Here is a 12,171-nt window from a genome sequence, read left to right as displayed (position 1 = left end):
GAGGCTCTATCCAACTCCAATGGCGGCTTTGAGCCCTAATTGACCGATGCTGCACGTCGCACGAATGTCCAACCTCCACAACCCCAGCCAAAACGCGCCATAGTCAGGAACGAGTCTTGCCAAGGGATTTTTTTGCACAAGAGTTTTCGGTGATTTTGTCGTTCACATGACAGAATACAAAGACGACCATTTTTTGGACTAGTTACTATTTGCCGCGTTACTGTGTATGATTTCGACACATTAGAATTTGAGAATTGATAGTGGAGCGAACAATGGATTCATTCGACCTACGTAAGATTATTAGGGAATCATCAGGCGAAGGCATCGGCCAGATCGACACAAGTGTTGTATCGCTCAATGTTTCTATTGACGTTGGTTCAACATGGTACGCGCTAGAAGCTGATCCCGAAGTGGTCAAAAGTGCCTTTGAAGCAAACTTCTCAGATTTCTCGATGAAACGTGAGTTTTGCATGCATTCTCAAGTTGCTGGCACAACAATCGAACTTGTAATTACAGGGTTGGCAATCGGGGGAGGTATCGTAGCAACCGAATTTCTCAAAGGATTTGGGAAGAGTCTTTGGCAATCTATCGACGCCCTTCTTTTCAAAGAGAAGGAGACGTCGAAACCTCCAGGCCAAGTAGGTGATAAAGTTCGTCTAACCCTCGAGATCGACAACGAGAGGTTTCAGGCTTCGATCACAATTGGAACTGAATCGAACCAAGAAGCGCTGCTTCGTAGTTTTTTCGAAGATGCCGCGCTCGACTTGTATACAAAGGCCTCCGAAACGAAGGCAAAAAATGCACCTCTGTCGGAACGCCTAGCGGCTTACAAAGCGAGCAAGGAAGCCAAAAACGACTAGGTAAGCACCTTTGTTTTCCGCGCGGAATCGTAGCGTCGGCGAAAACGGCCTTCTTTGGTTGTCGTGCCCGACAGCCGTCGTTGACACAGTTTTAGTGTACGGCAACTAAGTCCGCAAAAGCCAACCTTCTTTGATGCTAGAGCAGCTCAGCCTCAAACGAATGGTGCAGTTGGGTTTAGGCCGTGCGCTGGTTGTTTTTTCCCTCTGATGGCGTCCAACGGGAAGGGCTGTTGACAAGGCTGCCGAGCACTTTGTCTATGGTTTGAACTGTCGTTAGTTTTGGATGCCGCCACTATGACCCCAAACGTGAAAGGTGCGCTGCTGATGATGGGTAGCATGGCCGCCTTTACGATCAATGACGCGTTGATCAAGGCCGCCGGGGCCCAGGTGCCGCTGTTCCAGATGGTGGCGATGCGCGGGGTTCTGGCGACGGTGCTGGTGTATCTGCTGGCGCGCAATCTTGGTGCGCTGCATCTGAACTTTCCGCGCCACGACAAATGGCTGGTGGCGGCTCGGTGTTTGGCTGAGCTGTCGGCTACGTTCTTCTTTCTGACCGCGCTGCTGCATATGCCGCTGGCCAATGTGACGGCGGTGTTGCAGGCCTTGCCGCTGACCGTGACCCTCGGCGCGGTGGTGTTCTTCGGTGAACAGATCGGCTGGCGACGGGTTCTGGCCATCGCGCTGGGGTTCCTCGGAATGCTGCTGATCGTGCGACCGGGCCCCGAGGGGTTCAGCATCTATGCCATCTATGCGCTGATTGCGGTAGTGTCGGTCACGATCCGCGATCTGATCACGCGGCGGATGTCGATCCATGTGCCCTCGTTGGCCGTTACTTTGGCGACCTCGTTCACCATTACTGTCGCGGCCGGATGCGCCTCTCTCGCGTCAGGCTGGCAGCCGGTTCCGACGGGGGCCGGGTTGATGGTGGCTTGCGCCGCGGTGTTCGTGCTGACCGGCTATTTGTGCAGCGTCATGGTCATGCGCGTCGGAGACGTCGGATTTGTCGCGCCGTTCCGCTATTCCAGCCTGATCTGGGCGCTGGCCCTGGGTTGGCTGGTGTTTGGCGATTGGCCGGATTCGGTCACTCTGCTCGGGGCGGCATTGGTTGTGGGGGCCGGCTTGTTCACGCTGTTCCGCGAACGGCATTCTCACGCCGAAGAGTGAGCCTGCCGAACCAAGTCCTTTTCGATGGCAAAGCGGGCGATGAATTCACCTTCCTGCTCGGGCGTCAGCGGAGACAACTCTGTGGTGCTGTTGCGGGCATGGGGTGAATCGTTGAACTGATTCAGCGTACGTACCCACATCGGTGCGTCCGGATAGCTGATCACCGGCATGAAGTTCCCAATGCGGTGATGGGCGAAATTCATGATCGTCTGCTCGCATCCGCCGCGCACGTGCATGGCGAACCCAACGCCTAACAGAGGCCGAAACACCTGCGCGGCGCGAATGCCGTCCGGCCCGAAACGGGCAATAAAACCCTGATTATAATCGATGGCGACAGTTTTGTTGTTGGCCATCAACCCTTCGCCTTCGACCGTCGCGTCGCGCAGACGCTCGACGAAATCCACCGACACGGCATCGTCATCGTCGTGGCGGAATTGCAGGCAAGGCGCGCTGGGATTGTCGCGCGCGGCGTTCAGGATCTCTTTCATCACTTTGCGGTGTCGGGCGGGCGCACGGGCGATGATCCGGACCTGTTTCATGCCAGAGGTCAGATCGTGCAGGCGGTCAAAAGCGGGTTTCGGCAGGCAATCCCCGATCACAATCAGGAACTGGAAATCCTCATCGGTCTGTTCCTTGAGACAGGGCAGGGTGGTGGTTTCGAACAGCCGGAACCGCTCTTCCAGACGGGCTGGGTTATAAAGGTACCGCCGGCGTTCCTCGATCGTATCATGTTCGACCTGAAAGCCGCCGTGGGCGGGGTAGGAAAAGCGGCAAAGGCCTATGACTTGCATGAATCATCCGTGGTGCAGACCGTTGAGCAGACTATGCCTGCGCACCGAGGAACCCGCAACGGGCGGCCGTGCTGGAAATCCCCGCCGAGCCCTGATAAATCCCGGCGGAGCGGCCAGTTGATCCCCTAATTAGGCGTACTGTTGACACTCGGGCCGACTCCCCCTATTACGCGCGTCATCTCGGTGCCGGGGGCCGCCCCATAACCGATTCCAGTAATGAACTGGTCAAGGCCCGGACAATTTTGCAGTTCGCGCCCTCTGATAACCAACCGCGACGTTCACCTCGGAATGGGAACGCTCGCGGGTTTTGCGCTTGTGGACGCATAAGTGCAGCAAGTTTAACCGCACGCAACGCGCGTGCATGTCATGTGTGTTGCAAAACGGGGAAGAAACCGGAATGCCAACTATTCAACAGCTGATCCGCAAGCCGCGGCAGCCCAAAGTAAAACGCTCGAAGTCCATGCACCTGGAGCAGTGCCCGCAGAAACGCGGCGTCTGCACACGTGTTTACACTACCACGCCGAAGAAGCCGAACTCGGCTATGCGTAAGGTTGCCAAGGTGCGCCTGACCAACGGGTTCGAGGTCATCTCGTACATCCCCGGTGAAAGCCACAACCTGCAGGAACACTCGGTTGTTCTGATCCGTGGCGGCCGTGTAAAAGACCTTCCCGGTGTGCGTTACCACATCCTGCGCGGTGTTCTGGATACTCAGGGCGTCAAAGATCGTAAGCAACGTCGTTCGAAATACGGCGCGAAGCGTCCCAAGTAAGAAGGAGAGGCTGATATGTCACGTCGTCACGCCGCCGAAAAACGCGAAGTCCTGCCTGACGCCAAATTTGGCGACAAGGTACTGACCAAATTCATGAACAACCTGATGATCGACGGCAAGAAGTCGGTCGCAGAGCGCATCGTTTACAACGCATTTGACCGCGTTGAGAACAAGATCAAGCGCGCTCCTGTCGAAGTGTTCCACGAAGCGCTCGACAACATCAAACCGTCGGTCGAGGTTCGCTCGCGCCGGGTTGGTGGTGCAACCTATCAGGTTCCGGTCGAAGTGCGCCCCGAGCGCCGCGAAGCACTGGCCATCCGCTGGCTGATCACTGCTGCGCGTGGCCGCAACGAAAACACCATGGAAGAACGCCTCGCCGGTGAGCTGCTGGACGCTGTACAGTCCCGCGGTACCGCCGTGAAGAAGCGTGAAGACACCCACAAGATGGCCGAGGCGAACAAAGCCTTCAGCCATTATCGTTGGTAATCCGAGAGGCTTAGACCAATGGCACGCGAATATCCGCTCGAACTGTACCGCAACTTCGGTATCATGGCGCACATCGACGCAGGTAAGACCACCTGCTCGGAGCGTATCCTGTATTACACTGGTAAATCCCACAACATCGGTGAGGTGCACGATGGTGCAGCCACCATGGACTGGATGGAGCAGGAGCAGGAACGCGGCATCACCATCACTTCGGCTGCGACCACCACTTTCTGGGAGCGCACCGAGGACGGTCAGACCGCAGAAACTCCTAAGCACCGCCTGAACATCATCGACACCCCCGGCCACGTTGACTTCACCATCGAAGTCGAACGCTCGCTGGCGGTTCTCGACGGTGCCGTCTGCGTTCTGGACGCAAACGCCGGTGTTGAGCCCCAGACCGAAACCGTGTGGCGTCAGGCTGACCGCTACAAGGTTCCGCGTATGGTTTTCGTCAACAAGATGGACAAGATCGGCGCAGACTTCTTCAACTGCGTCAACATGATCGAAGACCGCACCGGCGCACGTGCTGTTCCGGTTGGTATTCCGATCGGCGCCGAGTCCGAGCTGGAAGGTCTGATCGACCTGGTCACCATGGAAGAGTGGCTGTGGCAGGGCGAAGATCTGGGCGCAAGCTGGATCAAAGCTCCGATCCGCGACAGCCTGAAAGACATGGCTGACGAATGGCGCGGCAAGATGATCGAAGCGGCCGTCGAAATGGACGACGACGCGATGATGGAATACCTGGAAGGCAATGAGCCCGACGTTCCGACCCTACGCGCCCTGCTGCGCAAAGGTACGCTGGAAATCGCGTTCGTTCCGGTTCTGGGTGGTTCGGCGTTCAAGAACAAAGGCGTTCAGCCGCTGCTCAACGCTGTGATCGACTATCTGCCCAGCCCGCTGGACGTTGTCGACTACATGGGCTTCAAGCCCGGCGACGAGGAAGAAGTTCGTGACATCGCCCGTCGTGCAGACGACGACATGGCCTTCTCGGGTCTGGCGTTCAAAATCATGAACGACCCCTTCGTTGGCTCGCTGACCTTCACCCGGATCTACTCGGGCACCATGAACAAGGGTGACTCGATCCTGAACTCGACCAAAGGTAAGAAAGAGCGCATCGGTCGTATGATGATGATGCACTCGAACAACCGGGAAGAGATCGAAGAAGCGTTTGCAGGCGACATCATCGCGCTGGCGGGTCTGAAAGACACCACCACCGGTGACACCCTGTGTGACGCGAAGGATCCGGTGGTTCTGGAAACCATGACCTTCCCCGATCCGGTGATCGAGATCGCGGTTGAGCCCAAAACCAAGGGCGACCAAGAGAAGATGTCCCAGGGTCTGGCCCGTCTGGCCGCCGAAGACCCGTCCTTCCGCGTGGAAACCGACCTGGAATCGGGTCAGACCATCATGAAGGGCATGGGCGAACTTCACCTGGACATCCTGGTTGACCGTCTGAAGCGTGAGTTCAAGGTTGAAGCGAACATCGGTGCACCGCAGGTGGCCTATCGTGAAACCATCTCGATGCCGGTTGAGCATACCTACACCCACAAGAAACAGTCGGGTGGTTCGGGTCAGTTCGCGGAAGTCAAGCTGGAGATCCAGCCGACCGAAGCGGGCGAAGGCTATTCGTTCGAAAGCCGCATCGTTGGTGGTGCCGTTCCGAAGGAATATATCCCGGGTGTTGAAAAAGGCATCAACTCGGTCATGGACAGCGGCCCGCTGGCTGGCTTCCCCGTGATCGACTTCAAGGTTGCCCTGCTGGACGGTAAGTTCCACGACGTTGACTCGAGCGTTCTGGCGTTCGAAATCGCATCGCGGATGTGTATGCGTGAAGGCATGCGCAAAGCCGGCGCGAAGCTGCTGGAACCGATCATGAAGGTCGAAGTGATCACCCCGGAAGAATACACCGGCGGTATCATCGGCGACCTGACCTCGCGTCGTGGCCAGGTATCTGGACAAGAGCCGCGCGGCAACGCAATCGCGATCGACGCGTTCGTTCCGCTGGCCAACATGTTCGGCTACATCAACACTCTGCGTTCGATGTCGTCGGGCCGTGCCCAGTTCACCATGCAGTTCGACCACTACGATCCGGTTCCGCAGAACATCTCGGACGAGATCCAGGCGAAATACGCATAAGCGAAGATTTGAGGGAGCTCCGACCTGGGGCTCCCTTCATTACCGACAAAGGAGGCCATCATGGCAAAGGAAAAGTTTGAGCGTACAAAACCGCACGTCAACATCGGCACGATTGGCCACGTTGACCACGGCAAGACCACGCTGACCGCAGCGATCACCAAGTATTTCGGTGACTTCAAAGCGTATGACCAAATCGACGGTGCGCCGGAAGAAAAAGCGCGCGGCATCACCATCTCGACCGCCCACGTGGAATACGAGACCGAGAACCGCCACTACGCGCACGTTGACTGCCCCGGCCACGCCGACTACGTCAAGAACATGATCACCGGTGCCGCTCAGATGGACGGCGCGATCCTGGTTGTGAACGCCGCTGACGGCCCGATGCCGCAGACCCGCGAGCACATCCTGCTGGGCCGCCAGGTTGGCATCCCGAAGATGGTCGTGTTCATGAACAAAGTTGACCAGGTTGACGACGAAGAGTTGCTGGAACTGGTTGAGATGGAAGTTCGCGAACTGCTGTCCAGCTACGAATACCCCGGCGACGATATTCCGATCATCGCAGGTTCGGCTCTGGCGGCGATGGAAGGCAACAACCCGGAAATCGGCGAAGCGAAGATCCGCGAACTGATGGCGGCTGTTGACGACTACATCGACACTCCTGAGCGTGAAGTAGACAAGCCGTTCCTGATGCCGGTCGAAGACGTGTTCTCGATCTCGGGTCGTGGTACCGTTGTGACCGGTCGTGTCGAGCGTGGCGTGATCAACGTTGGCGACGAGATCGAAATCGTCGGCATCCGTGACACTCAGAAAACCACCTGCACCGGTGTTGAAATGTTCCGCAAGCTGCTGGATCGCGGTGAAGCAGGCGACAACATCGGCGCCCTGCTGCGCGGTATCGACCGTGAAGGCGTTGAGCGTGGTCAGGTTCTGTGTAAGCCGGGTTCGGTTACACCGCACACCAAGTTCGAAGCCGAAGCCTACATCCTGACCAAGGAAGAAGGCGGCCGTCACACTCCGTTCTTCGCGAACTACCGTCCGCAGTTCTACTTCCGTACAACTGACGTGACCGGCACCGTGACCCTGGCCGAAGGCACCGAGATGGTTATGCCCGGCGACAACGTTGGCTTCACCGTCGAGCTGATCGCACCGATCGCGATGGAAGACGGTCTGCGCTTCGCGATCCGCGAAGGCGGCCGCACCGTCGGCGCCGGCGTTGTGTCGAAAATCATCGAGTAATCACGGTAGGCCGGGCTTCAGCCCGGCACATCGATGAGACTAAGAAGGCCGTTCCTTGGGAGCGGCCTTTTCTGTTGTCCTATTGAAGGCGTTATTGAAACTAAGAACTCGTGTTTCGATTGTCTTCAGAGTCCACTAAATGCACCTGATATGAATAACGCAACATAAGTACAATGAATGCCCTAGTCAGGGTAACGCGAAGGAAGCTTTGAGACAAAAAAGGCGAGGCGAGAATAGCCTAGTCAATTGGAACAAAATACTGACGCGGCTGGTATGGTCCTCCGGTTTTTGTGCAGGGGTCGTATTTGCCAGTGCGTTGGTTGGGACTGAACGCCCATTCATATTTTCTAGTTGTGTTCCAGCAAATACGGGTACGCAAATCGCCTTTTCGTCCATATCGAACAAATATCTGGTTCTCACCTCTTAAGATAAAATCGTGGAACTTCCCGTCTCGGGGGTACCAATGAAGAACTTGCAGACCAAACTTCTCACCGCTGTTGACTATACCAAATGCTATCAGCATGTCTTTTTTCCACCCGACAATGAGTCCAAACCACTGGCTAGTATGCCGATTGTCAACGCAATTTGTGGGCACAGTTTTTCCACCGAACACACCATGTTTTAAATCGTATCCAGAAATTGACCAAACAAGGCTACCTCGATACGCCACTGAGTAAATGTCGCGAGATTTAACAATTTCAAAACCGGGAGTTACGGTGCAGACACTTCGTGCATTATCCGCTTCCAACTCTTGTTTTGCGTCTTCAAGGGAGACCAAGTAGTCTAATTTATCGCTGATGTCGTTTAGAATACGCTGCTCGCCCGGAATTTCCTTTTCTCTTTCTTCTGCTTCTTTGATGAATGCCGCGAAGTCCATGATAACCCTCCAATGCAATAGCTTTTAAAAAGTACCAAAGACCATACACTAGGTTAGAGTTTTGACCAACAGGGCGTAGAGATGGTGGTCTGGCTAGTCTAAAGTTGTCGATCCATCTAGTTTGTTCTCTACACCCACTTGTACGGGCGATCCCCCATTTCCCCCTTGCCAAACCCCACCAACCCCACTAATACGCGCGAGTTCTCGATAAGAACGTCAAGGCGGGGTGATTCCCGCCTTTTGGGTTCGAAGAGGGTTGGCGATGCGCGTCTGTCCTCCTCTCAACCTCAACGCCTAAAAAAGGCTGTTAATATGCAAAGCCAAAACATCCGTATTCGGCTGAAGGCATTTGACTATCGCGTTCTGGATGCCAGCACGCAAGAGATCGTCAACACTGCCAAGCGGACCGGCGCGAACGTGCGCGGCCCGATCCCGCTGCCGAACAAGATCGAGAAGTTCACGGTTCTCCGTGGCCCTCACGTTGACAAGAAATCCCGCGACCAGTTCGAGATCCGTACGCACAAGCGTCTGCTCGACATCGTTGATCCGACCCCCCAGACCGTTGACGCGCTGATGAAGCTCGACCTCGCTGCTGGTGTGGACGTCGAGATCAAGCTGCAGTCGTAAGATCGGAGGGTATAGATTATGCGCTCTGGTATTATCGCAAAAAAAGTTGGCATGACCCGCCTGTTCATGGAAGACGGTAAGCAGATCCCTGTGACCGTTCTTCACCTGGACAACCTGCAGGTTGTTGCACAGCGTACCGCTGACAAAGACGGCTACACCGCCGTTCAGCTGGGCGCCGGTGCTGCCAAGGCAAAACGCACCTCGAAAGCCATGCGCGGTCACTATGCCGCTGCCAAGGTTGAGCCCAAGCGTAAGCTGGCCGAGTTCCGCGTCTCTGAAGATGGCCTGATCGAAGTAGGTGCTGAGATTTCGGCAGAACACTTCCTGGAAGGTCAGAAAGTTGACGTTTCGGGTACCTCGATCGGTAAAGGCTTTGCCGGTGCGATGAAGCGCCACAACTTCGGTGGTCTGCGCGCCTCGCACGGTGTTTCGATCAGCCACCGTTCGCACGGTTCGACCGGTCAGTGTCAGGACCCGGGCAAGGTGTTCAAAGGCAAGAAAATGGCCGGTCACATGGGTGCTGCCCGTGTTACCACCCAGAACCTGGAGGTTGTCAAAACCGACGCCGACCGTGGTCTGGTCTTCATCAAAGGCGCCGTTCCCGGACCGAAATCGGGCTGGGTCACCGTCAAGGACGCTGTGAAGAAGAAAGCTCCGGAAGGCCTGCCTTTCCCGGCTGCTGTGAAATCGGCTGCAACCGAAGCACCTGCGGAAGAAGCTCCCGCGGAAGGTGGTGAAGCATGAAACTTGATGTAATCAAACTGGACGGCGGCAAAGCCGGCGACATCGAGCTGAACGCCGATCTGTTCGGTCTCGAGCCGCGTGCGGACATCCTGCACCGTGTGGTCCGTTGGCAGCGCAACAACGCGCAGGCCGGCACCCACAAGGTAAAGACCCGCTCGGAAACCAGCTACTCGACCAAGAAGATCTATCGCCAGAAGGGCACCGGTGGCGCTCGCCATGGTGACCGTAACGCGCCGATCTTCCGCAAGGGTGGTATCTACAAGGGCCCGACCCCTCGTTCGCACGGCCACGACCTGCCGAAAAAGTTCCGCAAGCTTGGCCTGCGCCACGCTCTGTCGGCAAAAGCCAAGGCAGGTGAACTGGTTGTGATCGAGAACGCCGAAGCCGAAGGCAAGACCGCCGCTCTGGCCAAACAGGTTGCAAACCTGGGCTGGAAACGCGCTCTGGTCATCGACGGCGCGACCGTGAACGAAGGTTTCCTGAAGGCGTCGCGCAACATCGAAGGTCTGGATATCCTGCCGTCGATGGGTGCAAACGTTTATGACATCCTCAAGCGTGACACTCTGGTGCTCACCAAAGCGGCTGTCGAAGCACTGGAGGCTCGTCTGAAATGAGCGCGAAGGCAGAACACTACGACGTGATCCGCAAGCCGATCATCACCGAAAAGTCGACCATGGCGTCCGAAAACGGCGCGGTTGTCTTTGAAGTGGCGATCGACAGCAACAAGCCGCAGATCAAAGAGGCCGTTGAGGCGCTGTTTGGTGTGAAGGTCAAAGCGGTGAACACCACTGTGACCAAAGGCAAGGTCAAGCGGTTCCGCGGTCAGCTGGGCCGTCGGAAAGACGTCAAAAAAGCATATGTGACCCTGGAAGAGGGTAACACTATCGACGTGTCCACCGGTCTCTGATCGAACCCGTCTTTGGAGAGAGATAAAGGCCCCCGCGAAAGCGGGGGTTTTTTTTGTTTAGGACTTTTCACAAGCCGTGACAGAGACTGCCCGTGGGATGGCGCCGCGACGGCTGATCAGCGCGCTTTATGGTGCCAGATACATCCAACCTCATACCGAGGCGCAAACGTCCCCAAAGCGCCAGCCCGCCGGGACGGGCAGTCGCTGGCGCGGCGGCCTTCGGCCTTGTCCCGCGCTTTGGAGCGCAAGCGGGAAGACATCAAGAAAGAATATGTGACCCTGGAAGAGGGCAACACCATCGACGTGTCCACCGGTCTCTGATCGGACCCGGCTATGGCCAGAAAAATGGCCCCGGCGAAAGCGGTTTTTTGTTGTTACCGCTATGAAAGCACTAGTTCTCCATATACGTGAGCGATTTAACGGTGCTGCAATTTTCGCGCTACCGGTTTGAGGGAAAAATGAAAGTTTTCATAAGTTGGAGTGGTCAACGAAGCAAGGCTATGGCGGGCGCTTTGAAGGAGTGGTTGCCCCTGATCTTGCAATACGCACAGCCTTGGGTCTCAGACAAAGATATCGGTGCGGGGGATCGTTGGGCGCAGGCCATTGCTGGCGAACTAGAAAGCTCCAACTTTGGCATCCTTTGCATTACTCCGGAGAATTTAAACTCGGAGTGGATACTGTTCGAGGCTGGCGCGCTATCAAAGTCGATGCAAGACGCTAAGGTGATACCCCTTCTATTTGGTTTGGAGCTAAGCGATCTCAGCGGTCCACTATCGCAATTTCAAGCGATCAAAGTCGATGAGCAGGGCATGTTGGACGTTGCGAAATCAATAAATGAGGTGTCGGAGAATAAGGCCGCCGAAGCGACTATCGAGCAACTTGTCCCTGCTCTTTGGCCGCAATTAAAAGGGAAGCTTAGCGAAATTCCCAAAAAAGGTGCCGCAGAAAAACACATGCGACCCCAAACAGAGATTCTAGAAGATTTAGTTTCGCAGGTGCGTGGGCTTGGTTCCCGTATGAGAGAGGTTGATTCTGAGTTGGCGGAGCGAGCGTCTCGGACACCAATGCCGCGATTTTCCAGTGTTCATCCCGACGTCTTGAGCGAATTGCTTCACCGTGGGTTAGAGTACTTTGGTCCTGGTGGGAATTATCCGCTTGTTATGGCAGCGGGTTACATCAGAGGGCGGATGCCATGGATGGCGGAGGTGCTAATTGAAGCTCATCGAGAAATGTCGAATGCATCACCAAAACAGCTGCACGAAACAGCTTCGCAACTACACGAGTTTGTGGAGTTCTCTTTACACGGCCCGATGTCTGAGAAGTTGGTCGCTTCGACAAAATACCGGAGTGGTTTGGCTCAAGCCTTGCACGAAGCAATAGAAAGAGCCGTAGAAGCTTGTAAGCGAAAGAAAGAAGCATTGACCGCCGATTTGCTCAATTAAAGTTGGTGGGGACAGTTCTTGTCTTTGCTATAGACACCCACCCCCAACACTGCTACATGCTCCCAATCTTGCGGCCTCGGATTCGTTCCGGGGCCTCTGATATTTTTAACCGGGGACCTTCGGGGCCCTATA

General features: G+C 55.9%; 13 protein-coding genes and 1 pseudogene. 12 read left to right on the top strand and 2 right to left on the bottom strand.

Annotated elements, in window-relative coordinates; translation table 11 throughout:
* Window positions 1-272: 272 nt before the first annotated feature.
* On the top strand, window positions 273-860 hold the full coding sequence (locus ACR0KW_RS18290; protein ID WP_480806267.1) for a hypothetical protein: 588 nt from the start codon (window positions 273-275) through the stop codon (window positions 858-860).
* A 294-nt stretch (window positions 861-1,154) separates the two neighbouring features.
* Window positions 1,155-2,024, top strand: a complete 870-nt coding sequence (locus tag ACR0KW_RS18285) for a DMT family transporter (protein WP_480806266.1) — start codon at window positions 1,155-1,157, stop codon at window positions 2,022-2,024.
* On the opposite strand, the gene ACR0KW_RS18280 is transcribed toward ACR0KW_RS18285, so the two are convergent.
* Window positions 2,009-2,815, bottom strand: coding sequence for a putative rhamnosyl transferase (locus ACR0KW_RS18280; protein ID WP_480806265.1), 807 nt, complete (start codon window positions 2,813-2,815; stop codon window positions 2,009-2,011). The two genes, ACR0KW_RS18285 and ACR0KW_RS18280, sit on opposite strands and share 16 nt — an antisense overlap.
* Window positions 2,816-3,212: 397 nt before the next feature.
* Here ACR0KW_RS18280 and rpsL point away from each other — a divergent pair, with 397 nt between their 5' ends.
* Genes rpsL through tuf form a run of 4 tightly spaced genes read left to right on the top strand, consistent with a single transcriptional unit; the run spans window position 3,213 to window position 7,442 of the window.
* Window positions 3,213-3,584, top strand: coding sequence for a 30S ribosomal protein S12 (gene rpsL, locus ACR0KW_RS18275; RefSeq protein WP_005621086.1), 372 nt, complete (start codon window positions 3,213-3,215; stop codon window positions 3,582-3,584).
* A gap of 15 nt (window positions 3,585-3,599) precedes the next feature.
* The gene (rpsG, locus tag ACR0KW_RS18270; protein ID WP_039529242.1) at window positions 3,600-4,070 is read left to right on the top strand and encodes a 30S ribosomal protein S7; all 471 of its coding nucleotides are present in this window, start codon (window positions 3,600-3,602) and stop codon (window positions 4,068-4,070) included.
* An 18-nt stretch (window positions 4,071-4,088) separates the two neighbouring features.
* The gene (fusA, locus tag ACR0KW_RS18265) at window positions 4,089-6,206 is read left to right on the top strand and encodes an elongation factor G (RefSeq protein WP_170328783.1); all 2,118 of its coding nucleotides are present in this window, start codon (window positions 4,089-4,091) and stop codon (window positions 6,204-6,206) included.
* Window positions 6,207-6,266: 60 nt separating this feature from the next.
* The gene (tuf, locus tag ACR0KW_RS18260; protein ID WP_480806264.1) at window positions 6,267-7,442 is read left to right on the top strand and encodes an elongation factor Tu; all 1,176 of its coding nucleotides are present in this window, start codon (window positions 6,267-6,269) and stop codon (window positions 7,440-7,442) included.
* Window positions 7,443-7,680: 238 nt separating this feature from the next.
* On the opposite strand, the gene ACR0KW_RS18255 is transcribed toward tuf, so the two are convergent.
* Complete coding sequence (locus ACR0KW_RS18255; RefSeq protein ID WP_480806263.1) at window positions 7,681-8,319, bottom strand: hypothetical protein; 639 nt, start codon at window positions 8,317-8,319, stop codon at window positions 7,681-7,683.
* 312 nt (window positions 8,320-8,631) lie between these two features.
* Between ACR0KW_RS18255 and rpsJ the strand changes: the two genes are divergently transcribed.
* From rpsJ to ACR0KW_RS18225, 6 genes and pseudogenes are all read left to right on the top strand, one after another.
* Window positions 8,632-8,946, top strand: a complete 315-nt coding sequence (gene rpsJ, locus ACR0KW_RS18250; protein ID WP_008756422.1) for a 30S ribosomal protein S10 — start codon at window positions 8,632-8,634, stop codon at window positions 8,944-8,946.
* Window positions 8,947-8,964: 18 nt separating this feature from the next.
* A complete protein-coding gene (gene rplC / locus ACR0KW_RS18245; protein WP_170351686.1) occupies window positions 8,965-9,690 on the top strand; it encodes a 50S ribosomal protein L3 in 726 nt (241 codons plus the stop codon).
* The gene (gene rplD, locus ACR0KW_RS18240; RefSeq protein ID WP_155148664.1) at window positions 9,687-10,304 is read left to right on the top strand and encodes a 50S ribosomal protein L4; all 618 of its coding nucleotides are present in this window, start codon (window positions 9,687-9,689) and stop codon (window positions 10,302-10,304) included. Before rplC ends, rplD begins: the two co-directional genes overlap by 4 nt.
* Window positions 10,301-10,597, top strand: coding sequence for a 50S ribosomal protein L23 (locus ACR0KW_RS18235; RefSeq protein WP_008757532.1), 297 nt, complete (start codon window positions 10,301-10,303; stop codon window positions 10,595-10,597). Before rplD ends, ACR0KW_RS18235 begins: the two co-directional genes overlap by 4 nt.
* A gap of 246 nt (window positions 10,598-10,843) precedes the next feature.
* A pseudogene (locus ACR0KW_RS18230) lies at window positions 10,844-10,918 on the top strand (50S ribosomal protein L23); the annotation flags it as partial.
* Between the two features lie 137 nt (window positions 10,919-11,055).
* Window positions 11,056-12,039 (top strand): toll/interleukin-1 receptor domain-containing protein, encoded by a 984-nt coding sequence (locus tag ACR0KW_RS18225; protein WP_480806262.1) that lies wholly within the window; start codon window positions 11,056-11,058, stop codon window positions 12,037-12,039.
* The last annotated feature ends 132 nt before the right edge of the window (window positions 12,040-12,171 follow it).

This window comes from Ruegeria sp. CG11, assembly GCF_056537245.1.
This window is presented reverse-complemented; position numbering and strand designations above follow the sequence as displayed.